The 19,134-nt window shown below is 70.9% G+C and carries 19 protein-coding genes; 9 read left to right on the top strand and 10 right to left on the bottom strand.

The window, feature by feature from the left end; all coding sequences use genetic code 11:
- Positions 1 to 4 precede the first annotated feature (4 nt).
- Entirely contained in the window at positions 5 to 337 is a 333-nt protein-coding gene (locus EDF63_RS18040) for a TraR/DksA C4-type zinc finger protein (protein ID WP_123314351.1), read from the top strand.
- A gap of 131 nt (positions 338 to 468) precedes the next feature.
- On the top strand, positions 469 to 924 hold the full coding sequence (locus EDF63_RS18035; protein WP_123314350.1) for a TIGR02611 family protein: 456 nt from the start codon (positions 469 to 471) through the stop codon (positions 922 to 924).
- Between the two features lie 161 nt (positions 925 to 1,085).
- Here EDF63_RS18035 and EDF63_RS18030 read toward each other — a convergent pair whose 3' ends face one another.
- Positions 1,086 to 2,339 carry an MFS transporter gene (locus EDF63_RS18030; RefSeq protein WP_123314394.1) on the bottom strand — a complete coding sequence of 418 codons (1,254 nt, stop codon included), beginning with the start codon at positions 2,337 to 2,339 and terminating at the stop codon, positions 1,086 to 1,088.
- Between the two features lie 100 nt (positions 2,340 to 2,439).
- Between EDF63_RS18030 and EDF63_RS18025 the strand changes: the two genes are divergently transcribed.
- Together EDF63_RS18025 and EDF63_RS18020 are read left to right on the top strand one after the other, a co-directional pair.
- Positions 2,440 to 2,805 (top strand): helix-turn-helix transcriptional regulator, encoded by a 366-nt coding sequence (locus tag EDF63_RS18025; RefSeq protein ID WP_123314349.1) that lies wholly within the window; start codon positions 2,440 to 2,442, stop codon positions 2,803 to 2,805.
- On the top strand, positions 2,802 to 4,370 hold the full coding sequence (locus tag EDF63_RS18020) for a methyltransferase (protein ID WP_395872390.1): 1,569 nt from the start codon (positions 2,802 to 2,804) through the stop codon (positions 4,368 to 4,370). Before EDF63_RS18025 ends, EDF63_RS18020 begins: the two co-directional genes overlap by 4 nt.
- 18 nt (positions 4,371 to 4,388) lie before the next feature.
- Here the strand turns inward: EDF63_RS18020 and EDF63_RS18015 are convergent, their stop codons facing one another.
- Together EDF63_RS18015 and EDF63_RS18010 are read right to left on the bottom strand one after the other, a co-directional pair.
- On the bottom strand, positions 4,389 to 5,249 hold the full coding sequence (locus EDF63_RS18015; RefSeq protein ID WP_123314392.1) for an NAD(P)-dependent oxidoreductase: 861 nt from the start codon (positions 5,247 to 5,249) through the stop codon (positions 4,389 to 4,391).
- A gap of 202 nt (positions 5,250 to 5,451) precedes the next feature.
- Entirely contained in the window at positions 5,452 to 6,042 is a 591-nt protein-coding gene (locus tag EDF63_RS18010; RefSeq protein ID WP_123314348.1) for a TetR/AcrR family transcriptional regulator, read from the bottom strand.
- A gap of 131 nt (positions 6,043 to 6,173) precedes the next feature.
- On the opposite strand from EDF63_RS18010, the gene EDF63_RS18005 reads away from it, so the two are divergent.
- Both EDF63_RS18005 and EDF63_RS18000 read left to right on the top strand, forming a co-directional pair.
- Complete coding sequence (locus EDF63_RS18005; protein ID WP_260233168.1) at positions 6,174 to 7,442, top strand: MFS transporter; 1,269 nt, start codon at positions 6,174 to 6,176, stop codon at positions 7,440 to 7,442.
- Positions 7,443 to 7,479: 37 nt separating this feature from the next.
- Entirely contained in the window at positions 7,480 to 9,948 is a 2,469-nt protein-coding gene (locus EDF63_RS18000; RefSeq protein WP_123314346.1) for a glycoside hydrolase family 3 protein, read from the top strand.
- Positions 9,949 to 10,403: 455 nt separating this feature from the next.
- Here EDF63_RS18000 and EDF63_RS17995 read toward each other — a convergent pair whose 3' ends face one another.
- Positions 10,404 to 11,420 (bottom strand): LLM class flavin-dependent oxidoreductase, encoded by a 1,017-nt coding sequence (locus tag EDF63_RS17995; RefSeq protein ID WP_123314345.1) that lies wholly within the window; start codon positions 11,418 to 11,420, stop codon positions 10,404 to 10,406.
- 88 nt (positions 11,421 to 11,508) lie between these two features.
- Between EDF63_RS17995 and EDF63_RS17990 the strand changes: the two genes are divergently transcribed.
- Positions 11,509 to 14,112, top strand: coding sequence for an RNA helicase (locus tag EDF63_RS17990; RefSeq protein ID WP_123314344.1), 2,604 nt, complete (start codon positions 11,509 to 11,511; stop codon positions 14,110 to 14,112).
- Positions 14,088 to 14,624 (top strand): GNAT family N-acetyltransferase, encoded by a 537-nt coding sequence (locus tag EDF63_RS17985; RefSeq protein WP_185021513.1) that lies wholly within the window; start codon positions 14,088 to 14,090, stop codon positions 14,622 to 14,624. Before EDF63_RS17990 ends, EDF63_RS17985 begins: the two co-directional genes overlap by 25 nt.
- 22 nt (positions 14,625 to 14,646) lie before the next feature.
- On the opposite strand, the gene EDF63_RS17980 is transcribed toward EDF63_RS17985, so the two are convergent.
- From EDF63_RS17980 to EDF63_RS17960, 5 genes are all read right to left on the bottom strand, one after another.
- Positions 14,647 to 15,051 carry a PIN domain-containing protein gene (locus tag EDF63_RS17980; protein ID WP_123314342.1) on the bottom strand — a complete coding sequence of 135 codons (405 nt, stop codon included), beginning with the start codon at positions 15,049 to 15,051 and terminating at the stop codon, positions 14,647 to 14,649.
- Positions 15,051 to 15,251 carry a type II toxin-antitoxin system VapB family antitoxin gene (locus EDF63_RS17975; protein WP_123314341.1) on the bottom strand — a complete coding sequence of 67 codons (201 nt, stop codon included), beginning with the start codon at positions 15,249 to 15,251 and terminating at the stop codon, positions 15,051 to 15,053. Before EDF63_RS17975 ends, EDF63_RS17980 begins: the two co-directional genes overlap by 1 nt.
- A 45-nt stretch (positions 15,252 to 15,296) precedes the next feature.
- Positions 15,297 to 16,334 carry an aldehyde reductase gene (locus tag EDF63_RS17970; RefSeq protein WP_123314340.1) on the bottom strand — a complete coding sequence of 346 codons (1,038 nt, stop codon included), beginning with the start codon at positions 16,332 to 16,334 and terminating at the stop codon, positions 15,297 to 15,299.
- An 86-nt stretch (positions 16,335 to 16,420) separates the two neighbouring features.
- Complete coding sequence (locus tag EDF63_RS17965; RefSeq protein WP_123314339.1) at positions 16,421 to 16,942, bottom strand: ribonuclease H; 522 nt, start codon at positions 16,940 to 16,942, stop codon at positions 16,421 to 16,423.
- Between the two features lie 70 nt (positions 16,943 to 17,012).
- The gene (locus EDF63_RS17960; protein WP_123314338.1) at positions 17,013 to 17,852 is read right to left on the bottom strand and encodes a LysM peptidoglycan-binding domain-containing protein; all 840 of its coding nucleotides are present in this window, start codon (positions 17,850 to 17,852) and stop codon (positions 17,013 to 17,015) included.
- Positions 17,853 to 17,950: 98 nt separating this feature from the next.
- Here EDF63_RS17960 and EDF63_RS17955 point away from each other — a divergent pair, with 98 nt between their 5' ends.
- Complete coding sequence (locus tag EDF63_RS17955) at positions 17,951 to 18,289, top strand: hypothetical protein (RefSeq protein WP_123314337.1); 339 nt, start codon at positions 17,951 to 17,953, stop codon at positions 18,287 to 18,289.
- Between the two features lie 5 nt (positions 18,290 to 18,294).
- Here the strand turns inward: EDF63_RS17955 and EDF63_RS17950 are convergent, their stop codons facing one another.
- Entirely contained in the window at positions 18,295 to 19,113 is an 819-nt protein-coding gene (locus EDF63_RS17950) for an aldo/keto reductase (protein WP_123314336.1), read from the bottom strand.
- Between the last annotated feature and the right edge of the window lie 21 nt (positions 19,114 to 19,134).

Raw genomic sequence — 19,134 nt, 5'->3', positions numbered from 1 at the left:
CGCCATGGACGACCCCCGCGCCGCACTCGACACCGAACGCGACCGCAACGAACGGCTGCTCGCCGACGTCGAGCGGAGCATGCGCGACGTCAGCGACGCCCGGCAGGACGCCAACTCCGACGACGAGCACGACCCCGAGGGCGCGACCCTCGCGTGGGAGCGCGGCTCGCTCGGTGCCGTCCGCGACGCGGCACGGCAACGGATCGAGCAGGTGGACGCCGCGCTCGCGCGGCTCGAAGCGGGCACCTACGGAACGTGCACGGTCGGAGGAGAACCGATCCCAGCGGCCCGATTGGCCGCCGTCCCGTGGGCGGCGACCTGCGTCGCGCACGCATGACGGGCCTCCCGGCAGACACCAGCTGACGGCCTGGAGGCACGGTGCGGGCCCGCCACGTCGCTCCCCTCACGCGCACCGCGCGTCCACCGCGTGCGCCGCGGATTCCCAGCCGCACGCCCTACGTTTTCGGCATGGACGGTGACCCGAACGACGGACCTGGCGAGAGCCGGGCCGAGGGTGCGCCCCGTCAGCGCTTCCAGTGGTTCCACGACGTGCGGACCTGGATCCACGCCCGACCGCACCTGCACCTGTTCTACAAGGTGCTCGTCGGGATCGTCGGCGGGCTGGTCGTCATCATCGGACTCGTCCTGGTGCCGCTGCCCGGGCCCGGTTGGCTCGTGGTGTTCATCGGCCTCACGGTGTTGGCGAGCGAGTTCCACTTCTTCCACAAGATCATCGTGTGGCTCAAGGCGCAGCTGCACCGCTTCTGGGACTGGGCCAAGCGGCACGGACCGAAGCGACTGCGAGACGCAGCCGACCGGGGCAAGGCCGACGTCGACGCCGCCCACACCGGTGCGGCGCGGACGGTCGGGATGCGTGCTCGTGGACGGGCGCGCGGCGCCAACTCGGCGCACCCGGGACACTAGGTCGCGTCGTCGCGGCCGTCACCGTGCTGTTTTCGTCACTGCGTGCGAGGTTGGTCGCTCGGTGCGGCGCTGCAGACTCGCACTGAGCGAGCAACCTCGCGCCGAATGGGCATTGCCGCACCGTGCGAGCGCGCCGCACCGTGCGGGCGCGTCGAGCGCGCCTACTCCGCCGCGACGCGGACCGACCCCGTGGCGGTGCGCTCGATGACCTCGGCGGCCTGCTCCTCGACGACGGTCGCGTCCTTCGACACCAGCTGCAGCACGAGTGCGACGACGGCGGCGAGGACGATGAACCCGCCGTACCCGGCGATCACCGGGACCAGGCCGATCGACGGTTCGAGCAGGCCGCCGATGACCGCGGGGACCCCGAACGCCAGGTAGCTGACGACGTAGATCGTCGAGAGCAGGCCGGCGCGGTGCGTCGGTGCGGCGGTCGCGAGCAGCATCCGCAGCGGTGCCTGGAACCCGGCACCGAAGCCGATGCCGGCGATCGCGCTGCCGACCACGAGGCCGGGCAGGGAGTGCGCCATCACGAACGCAACGGTCACGATCGGACCGAGCACCAGGGCGACGAGTCCGACGAGCACCGCACGACGTGCGTCCATGCGCTGCGTCGCGAGCCCGGTCAGTGCGCCGACGCCGGTCACGACGGCGATGAGTGCTCCGGCCGCGAAGTGGTTCGTGATGCCGAACACGGCACCGAGGGCCGAGGGGACGAGCGAGAGGAACATGCCACCGAGCGCCCAACTGGCGACGAGGGAACCGACGACCCCGCGGAACAGCCGGCGGGAGCTCCGCGGCACGCTGATCGTCGGACGCAGGGAGCGGAGGGCTCCGGGGCGCCGCTGGACCTGCTCGGGCACCACGAACAGCGCGAGGACGAGCAGGACGAGCAGTGCGCCGAACACCAGGTAGACGAGCTGCTCCGGCGCCGGACCCCACTGGACGAGCGCGCCGCTCGACATCGCACCGGTGGCCAGGGCGATCGGCGGGATGACGCCGTTCAGCACGCCGGCTAGGGTCGGGTGCCGCTCGAGCGAGTTGTCGATGAGGGCCGCGCCGAGCGCCCCGATGAGCAGCCCGACGGAGACGCCCTGCACGATGCGGTCGACGATGAGCGCGCCGACGCCGTCCGCGATCGCGAACAGCCCGAGCGAGAGGGCCACGCCGAGACCGCCGGCGACGAGCACGGGCTTGCGGCCGACGTGGTCCGACAGGCGTCCGGCGACGAGCAGGCTCGCGAGCAGCCCGGCGACGTAGATGGCGAAGACGCCGGTCAGCATGAGCGGCGTGAGGTGCCACTCGGCGGCGTAGACCGGGTAGATCGGCGAGGGGACCGCGGACGACGCGACCGACACCAGGAGCATCGCCGCGAGGATCCAGAACCCGACGACCGAGCGAGCTGACTGCTGCATGAGCATCCTTCCGATGGTCCGTTGTACGAGTGCATTCGTACCGCAGTCCGCTGTACGACGCAAGTCGTACAGCAAGCCGAACGGTGGTAGCGTCCCGTCCATGCCCGCGCACGTCGATGCCCCCGAGCGGCTGCCCCAGCCGTCCGTGGCCGAGATGGACCTCCCCGTCGTCCTGGACGCCCTGAGCGACCCGATCCGGCTGGCGATCCTGCACCGCTACCTCGTCGACGCGGCCGGTGGTGAACGGAGCTGCGGCTGGGTCGGCATCGACCGACCGAAGTCCACGCTCACCCACCACTTCCGGGTCCTGCGCGAGGCCGGACTGCTCGAACAGCACCTCGAGGGTCTGACCCGCATCAGCCGCGTCCGGATCGAGGACGTGCAGCAGCGGTTCCCGGGGCTGCTCGACCTGGTGCTCGACTGGCAGGTGCCCGCGGCACTCCTCCGCGACGGGATCGAGTCGTGAGCACGGTGCCCGGCGCGGGTGCCGACGTGCACACACTCCCCGACATCGGTGCCGCGCCCGCCGTGACGACGGCGCTCGCCGCGGACCTCGACGCCGCCGGCTTCACCGTCGACCGGGTCGACGCACTCTGGGGGACCGAAGCGGCCGCATCGCTGCACCGTGGGTCACGAGTCGCGGCCCTCCGTGCACTCGCAGCTCGCGAGACGACGCCGCTCGGCACACTCGCCACCCTGTTCGTGCTCGGGCTGCCGACGTCCCGAGCGGACGCCGCCGCGGCGTTCCCGACCGCCGGGCTCGACGCCGTGATCACGGCGGGGCTGCTGACCGGAGACGGAGCCGACGTCCGTCCGACGGTCGACCTGCGCCCCTACGCCTTCGTCGACGACCTCGGCGCCGGCAGCTGGTGGATCGTGTCCGACCTCGGGGAACTCGCCCTCGGGCACGCGATCAGCGAGGAGCACGTCCTCGGCATCGGCGGCGCCACCACCACGCTGAGCGGCCTGCAGGTACCCGTCCCCGTCCGCACGGTGCTCGACCTCGGCACCGGCTGCGGGATCCAGGCCATGCACGCCCGACGCTTCGCCGAGCACGTCGTCGCCACCGACATCTCGCGCCGCGCCCTCGACATCGCCCGGTTCAACGCGCAGCTGAACGGCATCGACGGGATCGACTTCCGGTACGGCTCGCTCTTCGAGCCCGTCGCGGGAGAGCGGTTCGACCGCATCGTGTCGAACCCGCCGTTCGTCATCACGCCCCGGCGGCCAGGCGTCCCCTCGTACGAGTACCGCGACGGCGGCATGGTCGGCGACGCCCTCGTCGAGACCGTGCTCCGAGGGCTGTCCGATCACCTCGAGCCCGGTGGGACCGCGCAGCTGCTCGGCAACTGGGAGTACCACTGGGGCGTCGACGGCCTCGACCGCGTGCGCGGCTGGTTCGCGGACACCGACCTCGACGCATGGGTCATCGAGCGCGAGCGCCAGGACCCGACGTCGTACGCCGAGACCTGGATCCGCGACGGCGGCACGAAGCCCGGAACTCCCGAGTTCGACACGCTGATGGGCGCCTGGCTCGACGACTTCGCGGACCGCCGAGTCACCGGCGTCGGCTTCGGCTACGTCGTGGTGCGTCGAGCCCAGCCAGGAGGAACGGCGAGCCTCCGCCGGTTCGAGCGCGTCCCCGAGACCCTCGGCTCCAACCCCGCAGGGCTCGGTGCCACGGTCGCTCGCGTCCTCGACGCGGCCGCCTGGCTCGCCGACCACGACGACGCCGCGCTCGCCGTGGCGCACCTGACGGTGGCGGGCGACGTCACCGAGGAGCGCTACTACTGGCCGGGCAACGACGACCCGACGGTGATGACGCTCGTGCAGGGCGGCGGACTCGGACGACGGGTCGATGCGGACACGGCGCTCGCCGCGTTCGTCGGAGCGTGCGACGGGGACCTGTCCGTCGCCGCGATCGTCGGCGCGCTCGCGCAGATCACGGGTGTCGACGAGCAGGTGCTCGCCGCCGATCTGCTGCCGGCGGCGCGCGACCTGGTGCTCGACGGGCTGTTGCTGCCGGCGTAGCCGCGGTCGCGGGCGCTGTCAGCGCCCGTCGCGCCAGCTGTGCTCGGGGGCGTAGCCGAGCAGCTCGCGGGCCTTCTCCGACGACAGCAGCGAGCTGACGCCGTCGATGTCCGCGCGACGCTCGATGTCGGGCACGTAGCGCTCGACGAGCTCGATCGTCGGGGTGTCCATGACGGTGTCGGGGCTCGCGATGACGAACGCCTCGAACCCGGTGAGCTCGGCCTCGACGGCCTTGCGGACCGCCTGGGCACCGTCGCGCGAGTCGATGTACGACCACAGGTTGAAGGTCTTCGCCTCGGGGGTGGCGTCCCACGGGAACGCCGGGTAGTCGGTCTCGTCCATCACGTTCGAGAACCGCAGGCCGATCATCTTCAGCTCCGGGTCCCAGCGGGTGAAGTGGCGCGCCATCTCCTCTTCCACGGCCTTGCCGAGGGAGTACGACGACTGCGGGCGGACCGCGAACTCCTCGTCGACGGGCAGGTAGGGCGGGTGGTGCTCGCCCATCGGGATGCCGAGCAGGGTCTCGCTCGACGCCCACACCAGGTTCTTGATCTTCGCGGCGCGAGCGGCGTGGAAGACGTTGATCGATGCCGTGACGTTGTTGGTGATCAGCGCCACGTCGGGGACCTGCCCGGGAGCGGGGACGGCCGCGAGGTGCACGACGGCGTCCACGTGGTCGTAGCGGTCGTCGACGCCGAGCAGGGCGTTCAGCACCTGGCCGTAGTCGGTCAGGTCGATCCGGACGAACTGCACGCCCTCGGGCTGGTCGGGGGAGGGCACGCGGTCGAGCAGCACCACGTCGTACCCGTGCGCATCGAGGTCGCGCACCACCGCTCGTCCGAGCTTGCCGCTGCCGCCGGTCACCACTACACGCGTCATCGCGTCACTCCACATCGTCGTCGGGTCGCCCTGACGGGCACGCCCCATCCTGCCCGGCGCTGCCTGTCCCGACCAGGCCCTGTCCGTACCCCGCTGTCGCCGCGCGAACCAGGTTCCGGACACGACACCACGGAATCGCGCGGTGCTGTGTCCGGAACCTGGTTCCGGCGGGGAGCGCCCGGCGGGGAGGGCGAGGGACGCGTCAGGCGGTGGGAGCGACCTGGGCGATCGCGAGGCGGGCGACGAGCTCGACGTGCTGCGCCATGTCCCGTGAGGGGTCGAACAGCCACTGGATCTGCATGCCGTCGGACACCGCGAGCAGCACGCTCGTCAGTTCCTCAGCGTCGACGTCGGAGCGGAGCCGTCCGTCCTGCTGCATGGCGCGGAAGTCGGCGGAGAGGTCGCGACGGCTGCGCTCGTAGCGCTCCTGGAAGTACGCGTGCGCCGGGTGCTCGGGGTCGGTCGCAGCGGCGGCCGACAGGTTGACGAACATCTGCACCAGGCCGGGGACCTCGGCGTTGTGCCGGACGATCGCGGCGAGCAGCGCGGCCGGGTCCGACGCCTGCCAGTCGTGCTGCAGGTCGAGCTCGTCGCGTCGCCGCAGGATCTCGACCCAGAGCTCGTCCTTCGAGTCGAAGTAGTGCAGCAGGCCGGCCTGGGTCAGTCCGACGGCGTCGGCGATGTCCTTGATGCTGGTGCGGCGGAAGCCCTGCGAGGCGACGAGGTCGAGCGCGACCGTGAGGATCTCCTCGCGCTTCGCGATGCCCTTCGCGTACGAACCCCGTCGTGCCATGGCAGGACTGTACCGCTCGGAGTGCACCCCTAAAACCTAGCCAGGCTTGGTTTTGGTGTTACGGTGGCACGAGCCGCCGACGAAGGCGTGCGAGTCACCGACGCAGGTGGCGCACCCGAGAAGAGGTTGCAGTGGCCAAAGACGCCCTGACAGTCAGCGACACCCCGACCGCCGTCGCCCCCACGCACGGCCGAGGGGCCCCGCTCATGTACACGCTCGGCATGCCGATCGCGATGCTCGGCCTGTACATCGCCCTGTTGCCACCGGTGCTGGTCGCCATGGCGCTCAAGGTCGCCGAGATCGCGCCGGACAACCAGGCGGGCGTCCTCGGTCTGGCACTCGGCGTCGGCGCGTTCGCCGCGATGGTCGCCAACCCCCTGGCCGGTCGCTTCAGTGACCGGACGTACGGGAGGCTCGGCATGCGTCGTCCGTGGATCATCGGTGGCACCGTGGTCGGCTTCGCGGGCCTCGTGGTCGTCGCGACGACCACCTCCACCGTCGTGCTGGTCATCGCGTGGGGCGTCACGCAGATCGCCTACAACGCCACGATCGCCGCCCTGACGGCCGTCCTGCCGGACCACGTCACGCGGTCGCAGCGTGGCCGGGTCGCGGCGCTGCTCGGGCTCGCCCAGAACCTCGCGCTGGTCGGCGGCACCTTCCTCGTGCAGCTCTTCTCGACCTCGGCGACGCAGATGATCATCCCCGGCGCGATCGGGTCGATCGTCGTCGTGCTCTACGCGCTGGTGTTCCGCGACCGCGTGCTCACCAACCGGCCGACGTCGAAGCTCGGCATCGGGCAGGTCTTCGGCTCGTTCGTCTTCAACCCCGTGAAGCACCCGGACCTCGGCTGGGCCTGGCTCACCCGCTTCCTGATGGTCGCCGCGCAGTACACCGCGGTGAGCTACCTGACGTACTTCCTGCGGGACGACATCGGCGTGGACAGTGACCACGTCGCGAACGCGGTGTTCCAGGGCACGCTGTGGAACGTCGTCGGCATCGTGCTCACCTCGCTCATCGCCGGCTGGCTGTCGGACAAGCTCGGCCGCCGCAAGCTGTTCGTCGCGGTCGCCGGCATCGTCGGCGTCGTCGGGCTCGTCATCATCGCGCTCGCGCCGTCCCTGGGCATGGTCCTGGTGGGTGAGTTCGTGATGGGTGCCGGTATGGGCGTCTTCTACGCCGTCGACCTGGCGCTCATCACCGACGTGCTGCCGTCCGACGAGGACAACGCGAAGGACCTCGGCGTCGTCAACATCGCGCAGGCCCTGCCCCAGTCGATCGTGCCCGCGGCGGCCCCGGGTGTCATCGCCCTGACCGGCGGGTACAGCGGCTTCTTCATCACCGGTGCCGTCGTCGGTCTGCTCGGCATCGCCTCGGTGTCCCGCATCCGCGGCGTGCGCTGACCACCTGTTCCGGCTCTGAACGAAAGGACCGATCACCGTGACCACCGTGAACGACGTGACCGACGCCTCCAGTACGGCTGAGCGCATCGACGCGCTCGTCGATCAGCTGACGACCGACGAGAAGGTGCAGCTCCTGACCGGGCGCGACTTCTGGACCACCTGGCCGATCGAGAAGATCGGGCTGCGCCGCATCCTGATGTCGGACGGCCCTTCCGGCGTCCGGGGTGAGGTCTGGGACGAGCGCGACCCGTCCCTGAACCTGCCCTCGGCGACCGCGCTGTCGGCGTCGTGGGACCGCGCGATCGCCAAGCGCTACGGCGCCGCAGCAGCCGTCGAGGCCCGCCGCAAGGGCGTCGACGTCGTGCTCGGCCCGACCATCAACCTGCACCGCTCACCGCTCGGTGGTCGTCACTTCGAGGCGTTCAGCGAGGACCCCGTCCTGACCGGCGACCTGGCTGCGTCCTACGTCGACGGCGTGCAGGACAACGGTGTCGCCGCCACCCCGAAGCACTACATCGCGAACGACTACGAGACCGACCGCTTCACGGCGTCGACCGAGGTGTCCGACCGAGCCCTGCGCGAGCTGTACCTGCTCGCGTTCGAGAAGGCCGTGACCGAGGCGCACGCCTGGGCGATGATGTCGTCGTACAACTCGATCAACGGCGTCACCGCGTCGGAGCACGACCTGCTCGAGACCCCCTTGAACTCGGAGTGGGGCTTCGACGGCATCGTCGTGTCCGACTGGACCGGCGTGCGCTCGGTCGACTCGGCGAAGGCGTCGCAGGACGTCGCGATGCCCGGACCGAACCAGTGGTGGAGCGAGGGGCCACTCCTCGCCGCGGTGCAGTCCGGCGACGTGCCGATCGAGGCCGTCGACCGCAAGGTCCGCCGCATCCTGACCCTCGCTGCCCGTGTCGGCGCGCTCGAGGGCTTCGAGCCCGTCGCCGAGCAGCCCGTGCACGTCGAGGACGGCGTCGCGTTCGTCCGCGAAGCCGAGGCCGAGGGCACCGTCCTCGTCCGCAACACCGGCGTGCTGCCGCTCGACGCGCCCGCCGTCTCCCGCATCGCCGTCATCGGTCACAACGCCGACCAGGCCCGCACGCAGGGCGGTGGCTCGGCCACGGTCGTGCCGTCGCAGGTCGTCTCGCCGCTCGACGGGATCCGCTCGGCGTTCCCGGGTGCCACGGTCGACTACGCCATCGGCGCCGTCGTGCAGGAGGGCATCGCGGAGTTCCCGCTGTCCACCATCACGAACCCCGGCACCGGCGAGCTCGGCGCCCGCGTCGCCTTCGTCAAGGACGGCGAGGAGCTGTACGTCGAGGACCGCCGCGCCACCGCGCTGTTCTGGTTCGGCGGCGACGCCCCCACGCGTGAGGCCGACCGGCTCGACATCACCACGACCTACACCGCGCCGTCCACCGGCACCGTGCGGATCGGCATCGGCGCGGCCGGCCGGTCGCGCATGTGGATCGACGGCGAGCTGCTGCTCGACGAGGACGTGCCGTTCGAGGGCGACCAGCTCGGTGCGGCGTTCCTCAACCCGCCGGCACGGTCGGTGCCCGTCGAGGTGACCGCCGGGCAGGACGTCGCGATCCGCATCGAGTACGACGTCATCCAGGACGAGACCCTCGGCGGGGTGCTCGCGTACCAGTTCGGCACCGAGCCCAGCGACGAGGACCCGTCCGTGCTGATCGACGCGGCGGTGTCCGTGGCCCGGTCCGCCGACGTCGCCGTGGTGGTCGTCGGCACGAACTCGAAGGTCGAATCCGAGGGCTACGACCGCTCGTCGCTCGCGCTGCCCGGCCACCAGGACGACCTGGTCCGCGCCGTCGCCGCGGCGAACCCGAACACGGTCGTCGTCGTGAACGCCGGCTCGCCCGTCGAGATGCCGTGGCGGAACGACGTCGCCGCGGTCCTGCTCACCTGGTTCGGCGGTCAGGAGTACGGCAACGCACTCGCCGACGTGCTCACCGGCGTCCAGGAGCCCGGCGGCCGACTGCCCACCACGTGGCCGGTCGCGATGGCCGACGTGCCCGTGCTGGACGTGACCCCCGTCGACGGCAAGGTGTCGTACGACGAGGGTGTCCACATCGGGTACCGCGCCTGGCTCCGTGCCGGTACCGAGCCCGCGTACCCGTTCGGGCACGGCCTCGGCTACACGTCGTGGACGATCGACGGGGTGGCCGCGACCCCGACCGTGTCCGAGGGGGATGCGGTCATCGTCACCGCGACGGTCGCGAACACCGGTGCTCGCGCCGGCAAGCACGTCGTGCAGGTCTACGCCTCGAGGGAGTCCTCTGCCGTGGACCGCCCGGTGCGGTGGCTCGTCGGGTTCGCCCCGGTCCGCCTCGGAGCTGGGGAGTCGACCGAGGTCTCGATCGAGGTACCGGCCCGGGCGTTCGCGCACTGGGACGGGGCCTGGCAGTACGAGTCCGGCGCCTTCACGCTGCACGTCGGGGCATCGGTCAGCGACGAGTCCGGAACAGCGGCCCTCGAACTGGAGTGAGTGAGTTCGTCCGGTTTCCGCGCATCGACGACGCCTGTTGAGTACCATCGATGTGCGCCAGTCGGCTGGTTACCGTCGGCGCACGCACCGACTACGGGGTCGCTGGTTGTGCGACTCAGCCTCCTGATCCGGCTGACGATGCCCCAGCTTCCCCGGTGCGTCCAGAATGCGTCCCCGCGTCCGCGCGGGGGCGCATTCGTCCGTTCCGGCCCGGATCCACGCCCGATCGGTCGTCGGTCCGGCGAACCGGTTGACGGACTTCGTGCAATCCGGGCAAAACGGATGAAGGATGATCAACTTTCTTCGCCCGTGAGTCCATCTCGGTGTGACAAACCGCTCGGTAGGTGGAACGATGGTCCCACCATCCCGTGCGGATCAGGGACGAGATGGTCATCCGGCAGGGCTCTCGGGACTCACCGATCCGATCTGAGCCCGCCGGATGTCCTGATCCGTCCTCAGGCCCGCAGCGCCGGTGCGATCTCCTCGGCGACGATGCGCAGGATCCGCTCGTGGGCGACCACGTCCCCGTTCGCGGGCAGGGTGATCACCAGCTCGTCCGTCGCGGTGACGGCGGGGTCGGCGAGCAGTGCGTCGACGATGGCGGACGGCTCGCCGGACAGGACCTTGCTGAACCGGAACGGGGGACCGGAGAGCGGCCGGCCCTCGTCGTCCATGCCGGCGGCGTACCCGGTCAGGAACTCCTCGTGCACCGCGCGGTCGTGGTCGTCGAGCAGCGGGACCACGATGCGGCCCACCGCGACCTTCGACGTGCGGCCGGTCTCGCCGTGCAGCTCGGTGAACCGCTCGCGGTAGGCGGCGATCTGGTCGGCCTGCGCCTGGGCGAAGGGAGCGCCGGTGTCCTCGGTGTTCAGGGTCGAGCAGTGCAGGAGCAGCCCCTTCTCGGCCGTGCGCACCGCGGTGCCCATGCTGCCGCCGCCCCACCAGACACGATCGCGCAGACCGGGGCTGAGCGGCTGCAGGGCGAGGTCGGCGCCCGCCGGGATGCTCTCGTATCCCTTGCCCGCGCTGCCGAGGGGCTCGCCCTGCAGGACCTCGAGCAGGCGGGCCGCGCGGGCCTCGGCCTCGTCGCGGAAGGGACGGTCGACGGCGCCGAACACCGGGTCGAGGATCGGCCCGTACCCGGCGATGCCCGTGCTGATGCCGAGCTGCACCCGCCCACCGCTCAGCAGGTCGACGGTGCTGGCGTCCTCGGCGAGCCGCACCGGGTCCTCGTACCGCATGCCGAGCACCGCGGTGCCGAAGGCGATGGTGCTCGTGCGCTGGGCCGCGGCGGCGAAGAAGGTCATCGGGCTCGTCAGGAACGGCTCGAAGTGGCGACCACGGACCCAGCCCGTGCCGTAGCCCAGGGACTCGGCCGTCTCGAACAGCCGGAGGCCGTCCTCGAGGGCGCTCGCCGCACCCTCCGTGCCGCCGTGGTTCGGGACGAAGGTGAGGAAGCCGAGTTCGCGCATGACGCGAGTCTATGCGCGCGTATGGAGCCGGGCCTCCCGGTCATCCGTCCCCGACCACCTCGTCACCGCAGCCTGGGAGGATGGGCGCATGACCGACGTCACCACCGTGCCCCCGCTCGTCGCCGCGATCCCGGCGGCGGTGGACGGCGTCGTCGACCCCGACGAGGTCTACGAGGCCTTCGCGGCATGGGCCGAGGAGGGCGGACGGCCGCTGTACCCGGCGCAGGACGAAGCGGTCATCGAGCTCGTCTCCGGCGCGAACGTCGTGCTGAGCACCCCCACCGGCACCGGCAAGTCGCTCGTCGCGGCCGGCGCGCACTTCGCCGCGCTCGCCGAGGGCAAGCGGAGCTACTACACGGCACCGATCAAGGCGCTCGTCTCCGAGAAGTTCTTCCAGCTCGTCGAACTGTTCGGCGCGCAGAACGTCGGCATGGTCACCGGCGACTCCAGCGTGAACGGCGACGCACCCATCGTCTGCTGCACCGCCGAGATCCTGGCGAACCTGGCCCTGCGCGAAGGCCCGGACGCCGACGTCGACGTCGTGGTGATGGACGAGTTCCACTTCTACGGCGACCCCGACCGCGGCTGGGCGTGGCAGGTGCCGCTGCTCGTGCTCGAGCGCGCGCAGTTCCTGCTCATGTCGGCCACCCTCGGCGACGTCACCACCATCGCCGACGACCTGTCCCGACGCACCGGCCGACCCACCGCCCGCGTGACCGGTGTCAGCCGACCGGTGCCGCTCGAGTACGAGTACGTGATGACGCCCGTGCAGGAGACCGTCGAACGGCTGCTGGAGGAGGGCAAGGCACCGATCTACATCGTGCACTTCGCCCAGGCCGCAGCACTCGAACGGGCACAGTCACTGATGTCAGCGAAGGTCGCTGATCGGGCGCGTCGAGACCAGATCGCTGAAGCGATCGCGGGCTTCCGCTTCAGCGCCGGGTTCGGACAGACCCTGTCCCGCCTGATCCGCGCCGGCATCGGCGTGCACCACGCCGGCATGCTGCCGAAGTACCGACGGCTCGTCGAGCAGCTCGCACAACGCGGCCTGCTGCCCGTCATCTGCGGCACCGACACCCTGGGCGTCGGGATCAACGTGCCGATCCGATCCGTGCTGTTCACCGGGCTGACGAAGTTCGACGGCACCAAGATGCGGCAGCTGTCCGCGCGCGAGTTCCACCAGATCGCGGGCCGTGCCGGACGCGCCGGGTACGACACCGAGGGCGACGTCGTCGCCGAAGCCCCCGAGCACGACATCGAGAACGCCCGCGCCGTCGCCAAGGCCGGGGACGACCAGAAGAAGAAGAGCAAGATCAAGCGGAAGAAGGCACCGGAGGGGTTCGTGTCCTGGGGGCAGGCCTCGTTCGAGCGGCTCATCGGCGCCGAACCGGAACCGATGGTGTCGCGGATGCGGATCACGCACGCGATGGTGCTGTCGGTGGTGGCCCGCGGGGGTTCCGCGTTCGACGAGGTCCGGTCGCTGGTGTTCGACAACCACGAACCGCGCTCCCGCCAGCTCGCGATGGCCCGGCGCGCACTCGTCATCGCCCGGACGCTGATCAACGCCCAGGTCATCGAGCGGGTGCCGGGGCCTCCGGTCACGTACCGTCTCACCGTCGACCTGCAGTCGAACTTCGCCCTCAACCAGCCGCTGTCGCCGTTCGCGCTCGCCGCGTTCGAACTGCTCGATCCTGCGTCTCCCACCTACGCGCTGGACATGGTCTCGATCGTCGAAGCCACCCTCGACGACCCGCGCGCGATCCTGTCGCAGCAGCAGTTCAAGGAGCGCGGTGAAGAGGTCGCCCGCATGAAGCGGGAGGGCATCGAGTACGAGGAGCGGATGGAGCTGCTCGAGGAGGTCACCTGGCCTCGCCCGCTGTCCGAGCTGTTGGAGGCGGCGTACGAGGCGTACGCGGCTGAACAGCCCTGGGTCCTCGACTTCCAGCTCTCGCCGAAGGCCGTCGTCCGCGACATGTACGAGCGCGCGATGACCTTCGGCGACTTCGTGCGGTTCTACCAGCTCACCCGCTCCGAGGGGCTCGTGCTCCGGTACCTGTCCGACGCCTACCGCACCATGCGCCAGACCATCACCGAGGAGCAGCGGAACCCGGAGCTCGACGACCTGATCGAGTGGCTCGGCGAGGTCGTCCGGCAGACCGACTCCTCGCTCGTCGACGAGTGGGAGGCGCTGCTCAACGGTGACGTCCTGCTCGCACTGGCCGAGGAGCAGGAGATCGCGCCGCCGCAGCCCGCACGGCTCACCGGCAACGTGCGCGCCTTCACGGTGCTCGTGCGGAACGCGCTGTTCCAGCGGGTGCTGCTCGCCGCGCGGGACGACGTCGACGGCCTCGGGGCGCTCGACGCGGCTGCCGGGTTCGACGGGGACGCGTGGGACGCGGTGCTCGAGGAGTACTACGAGTCGCACGACGAGATCCGCACCGACGCCGACGCCCGGTCGATGTCGTACCTGGTGCTCGACCAGACGGGAGCGACGGGTGCCGGGGCGACGGGGGCTGCGGGTGCGTCGCGCGTGTGGCGTGCACGGCAGATCTTCGCGGACCCGTCGGGCGACAAGGACTTCGGGTTCTCGGCGACGATCGACCTCGACGCCTCGGACGAAGCCGGCGAGGCCGTCGTCCGGGTCACCGAGATCGGACGGTTCGACGGGTGGACCGACGTGGACGTGGACTGATGCCGGGCGGTGCTGGTCCGTTCGTCGTGCGCGCGCTCGGCGCTGACGACGTCGACGCGTTGCAGGCGCTGCTCGAGACCGTGCCGGACTACGCCGAGCGGATCACCGGGTACCCGCCGGGGCCGTCCGACGGGCTGAGCGCACTCGTGTCGGTGCCGGACGGCTTCGACCCGGCGGGCAAGCACGGGATCGGGCTGTGGGACGGCGACGCGCTCGTGGCGTTCGCAGACGTCCTGCTCGGGTACCCCGCACCGACCACGGCGTACATCGGTCTGCTCATCACCCGTGGTGATCGGCACGGTGCGGGGCTCGGACGCAGGCTGCACGAGGCCGTCGTGTCCCTGGCCACCGATGCCGGCGCCGGCCGACTGCGGCTGGGCATCGTGGCGACCAACGCCGCCGGTGCCGAGCCGTTCTGGCGAGCGCTCGGGTACGCGCCGACGGGGGAGCGGAAGCCGTACCGGTACGACGGGCTCGAGAGCACCGTGGCGCTGTGGGAGCGGGCGGTCTGATCCTCGTGGGGCAGGAGTGCGTTCAGTGCTCCGGGAGGTATTCGTGCCGGAACTCAGCGACAGCCGATGCGATGTGCTCGTAGTCACGGTCGGAGCTCAGAACCGTCGCCCCGTTGCAGACGGCGTACGCGGCGATGTGGACGTCGACCGGCCCGGCGCCGCGCACGTGTCCGTTGCGCCACAGTGCGTTCTGGATACTCGTCACCGCCGTCACATCAGGGTGGGTCGACGCTTCGAGGAACGCCGCCATGTCATCGCGATGGTCGTCGTGGTCGGAGCTGGACTGCGCTGAGTGGCAGTACTCGAGTACCTGCGGAGGGCACGTCAGGATGAGGTCCTGAGTCGCGATCTCCCGCAGGCGCTGAGCGATCGCCGGGGAACGGTGCGCTTTCCACCAGACCGAGTTGTCGACGATGTACGTCGCCATCAGGGGTGCAGTTCGTCCGCGGCCGTCGGGTCTGCGGCGAAGTCCCGGGCGATGATCCGCTCGACCGCCGCAGGCTGCCGTCGCACAGCGATGAGTGTCTCGAGCGCGCGCTGGACGACCTCTCTGTTCGAGCGTGCTCCGGTGAGTTGCTTCGCGTCCTCGAGGACTCGCTGATCGAGGTCGATCGTCGTCACTGCCATGAGCACCTCCAGTTTATACAAGCCACTATATACGCTGGCCGGTTCCTATCGGCCGATGAGGCCCTTCGCCACCAGGCTCCGGGCCGCCGCCACGATCGCCTGGTGGGGATCACGAGGTGTCCAGCCGAGCACGGTGCGGGCTCGCTCGTTCGAGGTGCGCTTGGCGTAGCCGAGGTCGGGCACCATCGCACGGAACTGCGGCTGGGTCTCGGCCGCGGTCCGTACGACGTCGTCGGGCAGTGTCTGCGTCGGGACCGCCCGGGCGTCGTCACCGAGGTGCTCGCGCAGGGTGGCGGCGATCTCGGCCATCTCGAGCGCCGGACCGTTCGAGAGCAGGAACCGCTTGCTCGCCGCGTCCGGTTCGGTCGTCGCGGTGACGTGCGCCGCGGCGACGTCACGGACGTCGACGATGGGGATGAACAGCCGCGGGGTCGCGGGCATCGCCCCGGAGAGCATGGACTGCAGGATGTGGTTCGCACCGGACACCGCGTGCCCCATCGCCGGACCCATCACCGCGACCGGCATCGTCGTGACGAGCTCCGGCGCACCGGGCTCGGACGCGACGAAGTCCCAGGCGGCGCGTTCGGCAAGGGTCTTGCTCGTGCCGTAGGCATCGACCCCGGGCCCGTCGAGCACCGTCCAGTCGGCCTCGGTGAACACGTGGTCGGAGTGCGGGTGGCCCCAGCTGACCGCGTGGAAGGCCGAGGTCAGCACGACGCGATCGACTCCGGCCGCGTGTGCGGCGCGCAGCACCCGCAGTGTCCCCTCCACCGCCGGACGGATCACGGAGTCCTCGTCCTCGACGTGGCCGGGCATCACCGGCGAGGCGACGTGGTGCACGACGTCGATCTCCGCGACCGCCTGAGTCCATCCGTCATCGGACGTCAGGTCGGCGGCGACGAACTCCAGCCGGTCGTCGGCGGTCAGGCCGGCTTCGGCGAGGACCGCACGGACCGCGGGTTCACGCTCGAGGGACCGGATCGTGGTGCGGACGCGGTGCCCGGCGTCGAGCAGCTGCAGGATCAGGTGGCCGGCGATGAAGCCGGAGCCGCCGGTGACCAGGACGTGTTCGGTGTTCTCCATGCGTCCAGCATCGTCTCGGGGTCGGATGCGGACCAGTGCCTCGGTGTTCCTGGGTCTCCCAGGCCCAGGCTGACCGAGTTCGTCGGTCAGAAGAGCGTGGCCGGCGGGGTCGCCTCGGGCAGTGCGGACGGCTCCGGGACCTCGGCGCCCGGCCAGCCCGGACCGTGCGGCACGTCGGTGCCGTTCTGGAACGCGGTCGCTGCACCACGCGCACGGACGTCGGCGGCCTCGTTCATCTCGTGACCGACGTGGCCACGGACCCACTCGAACGTGACCTTGCGGCCCTGCAGTTCGGCGTCGAGCTCCTTGATGATCTCGACGTTCATGACCGGCTTGCCGTCGGCCTTGCGCCAGTTCTTCCGCTTCCACCCCGCGAGCCACTCGGTGCAGGCCTTGATGGCGTACTGGCTGTCGCACAGGATGTGCAGCGGCTCGCCGGTGTCCTTCGTCGCACGGAGCAACTGCAGGACGGCCGTGAGTTCGCCGATGTTGTTCGTTGCCCGGGGCCAGCCACCGGCGGCCCAGCGGTCGTCATCGACGTACCAGGCCCAGCCGGCGGGGCCGGGGTTGCCGAGGGCTGAGCCGTCTGCTGCGGCGACGATCGTCACGAGGGGACCTCCTGGTCGGGGCTGGTGCCCGTCGAGCGTAACGGACGGTCGCGTGCCGTCCGCGCCGAGGTCAGCGGCGCGCGGGATCGATGTTCAGCGTGTTGCCCTCGAGCAGCCAGTCGTCGGCGCGCGGCTCCATGTACGGGTTGAGCCACTGCACCTCGGCCGGTGTGATGCCGAACCGCTCGGCGACGGTCGAGAGCTCGTCACCGTGGGCCACCAGGTAGCCGGCCGGGCTGCCGTCGGCCTGCATGACGATGCCGTACGCCCCCGGTCGGTCCTTGCCCACGGTGACCCGCAGGTCCGGGTAGGGGTTCGGGATCGTCCACGTGAGGTCAGCGGCGGCGAGCACCGATCCGACCCACGGGCGCTTCGACGGGTCTTCGTCCGGCACCGACGCGGGGACGAGGACGACACTGCGCAGGTAGTCCGGTCGTACACCGGCGTCGTTCATCACCACGGTCTTCGGCGGGCCGGAGGCGGCGGTCCACTCGGTCGTGTCCCGCGCCGAGGCGTCACCGCCGTCGAGCGGGCTCGCGTGCCGGTGGCGGAACTGCAGGCTCATCTGCTGCGGGTTGGTCGTGCGGTAGCCGGAGAGCTGCGCGGTGAACGTGCCGCTGTCGTTCGCAACGATGCGGACGTGGATGCTCGTGTCACCGCTCGGGGACGTGACGTCGGTCTCCGCGGCGACCGTGCCCGTGGGCAGGACCTGCTCGACCTCGTCCGGGTCGTCGTCGACCTGTTCGGTCGTGAGCGTCGGATCGGGGATCGGCTCCGCCGTGCGCTCGGCCGCCTGTCGGGTGGGCTTCGGCAGGGGGTCGTCCCCGCCGAACGCCGTGCACCCCGTGAGGAGCAGCCCCACCAGAGCCGTGCCGACGACCGCGCTCGCCGCGGTTCGCTTCCGTGTCATCGTTCCCCCCACGTCGGTGAGCGTACCGCCGGGGTCGAGCCCGACCGACCGTCGTGACCGAACTGTCACTCGGGGCACACGGACTACCGTCCGGGGGCATGAGCGACAGCATCCCCCAGGCCCCCGGCCCCGAGCCGTCCGACGATCGTGCACGCACCGACGCACTGCGTGACGCCGCACACAGCGACGACGTCGACGGGGTCAGCGAGCGCGAGCAGCGGGCGGCCGACACCGCGTACAGCCCGTCGAGCGAGCGCGAGATGGACGCGTCGCAGACGAAGCAGCGCGACGACGCCGACCTGCGTGCGGACGGCATCGATCCGTCGAAGGTCATCGCCGCACCGGGCACCGGTGGCGCTGACGATGCCGGTGACGTCGAACCCGAGCCCGGTGACCTGCACCTGCCGTGGCAGTCCGAGGAGGACCGCCGGGGCTAGCTCGGCTACGACACCGAGTCGGGGTGCGAGCCCGTTCGCTGCCCGGACTCGAGCGTGGCGATCGCCGCGAGCTCGTCGTCGCTGAGCACGAAGCCGTCGACATCGAGGTTCGACCGGATCCGCGAGGGCGTCACCGACTTCGGCAGCACCACGACCCCCTGCTGCACGTTCCACCGGACGAGGACCTGTGCGACGCTCACCCCGTGGGCGTCCGCGACGCCGGTGAGGACCGGTTCGTCGATCAGCCGTCCGCGTCCGAGTGGCGACCAGGCCCCGGTGACGATGTCGTGCTGCTGGTGGAACGCGACGAGCTCGTGCTGGGGGAGCCACGGGTGCCGTTCGACCTGGTTCAGCGCCGGGACCTCGCCCGTCTCGTCGATGAGTCGCTGCAGGTGCGGCACCTGGAAGTTCGAGACCCCGATGCTCCGCGCCCGCCCGGACTCGCGCAGTTCGACGAGCGCGCGCCAGGTCTCGACGAAGCGGTCGTTCGCCGCGGCGGGCCAGTGGATGAGGTAGAGGTCGACCGCGTCGAGCCCGAGCCGCTCGAGGCTGCCGTCGAAGGCCCGCAGGGTCGCGTCGTGCCCCTGGTGGTCGTTCCACACCTTGGTCGTCACGAAGACGTCGTCACGGTCCAGCCGGGAGGCCCGGATCGCCTTCCCGACACCGGTCTCGTTGCCGTACATCTCGGCGGTGTCGACATGGCGGTAGCCGGCGTCGAGCGCGAGACCGACCGCCGTCTCGGCCTCGGTGTCGTCGACCTTGTAGACGCCGAACCCGATCGCGGGGATCGCGGCGCCGTCGCGGAGGGGAAGTGAACTGACCATGCACCCATCCTGCCGGTGCGT

It is taken from the genome of Curtobacterium sp. JUb34 (assembly GCF_003755065.1).
In the GTDB taxonomy this organism is placed as follows: Bacteria; Actinomycetota; Actinomycetes; order Actinomycetales; family Microbacteriaceae; genus Curtobacterium.
This window is presented reverse-complemented; position numbering and strand designations above follow the sequence as displayed.

Bases quoted from the DNA above. Each gene is read 5' to 3' on its own strand.
- EDF63_RS17990 (WP_123314344.1), top strand. From the start codon at position 11,509: ATGACCGACGTCACCACCGTGCCCCCGCTCGTCGCCGCGATCCCGGCG.
- EDF63_RS17950 (WP_123314336.1), bottom strand. From the start codon at position 19,113: ATGGTCAGTTCACTTCCCCTCCGCGACGGCGCCGCGATCCCCGCGATC.
- EDF63_RS18035 (WP_123314350.1), top strand. From the start codon at position 469: ATGGACGGTGACCCGAACGACGGACCTGGCGAGAGCCGGGCCGAGGGT.
- EDF63_RS17995 (WP_123314345.1), bottom strand. From the start codon at position 11,420: ATGCGCGAACTCGGCTTCCTCACCTTCGTCCCGAACCACGGCGGCACG.
- EDF63_RS18040 (WP_123314351.1), top strand. From the start codon at position 5: ATGGACGACCCCCGCGCCGCACTCGACACCGAACGCGACCGCAACGAA.
- EDF63_RS18030 (WP_123314394.1), bottom strand. From the start codon at position 2,339: ATGCAGCAGTCAGCTCGCTCGGTCGTCGGGTTCTGGATCCTCGCGGCG.
- EDF63_RS17970 (WP_123314340.1), bottom strand. From the start codon at position 16,334: ATGGAGAACACCGAACACGTCCTGGTCACCGGCGGCTCCGGCTTCATC.
- EDF63_RS18015 (WP_123314392.1), bottom strand. From the start codon at position 5,249: ATGACGCGTGTAGTGGTGACCGGCGGCAGCGGCAAGCTCGGACGAGCG.
- EDF63_RS17955 (WP_123314337.1), top strand. From the start codon at position 17,951: ATGAGCGACAGCATCCCCCAGGCCCCCGGCCCCGAGCCGTCCGACGAT.
- EDF63_RS17960 (WP_123314338.1), bottom strand. From the start codon at position 17,852: ATGACACGGAAGCGAACCGCGGCGAGCGCGGTCGTCGGCACGGCTCTG.
- EDF63_RS18025 (WP_123314349.1), top strand. From the start codon at position 2,440: ATGCCCGCGCACGTCGATGCCCCCGAGCGGCTGCCCCAGCCGTCCGTG.
- EDF63_RS17975 (WP_123314341.1), bottom strand. From the start codon at position 15,251: ATGGCAGTGACGACGATCGACCTCGATCAGCGAGTCCTCGAGGACGCG.
- EDF63_RS17980 (WP_123314342.1), bottom strand. From the start codon at position 15,051: ATGGCGACGTACATCGTCGACAACTCGGTCTGGTGGAAAGCGCACCGT.
- EDF63_RS18010 (WP_123314348.1), bottom strand. From the start codon at position 6,042: ATGGCACGACGGGGTTCGTACGCGAAGGGCATCGCGAAGCGCGAGGAG.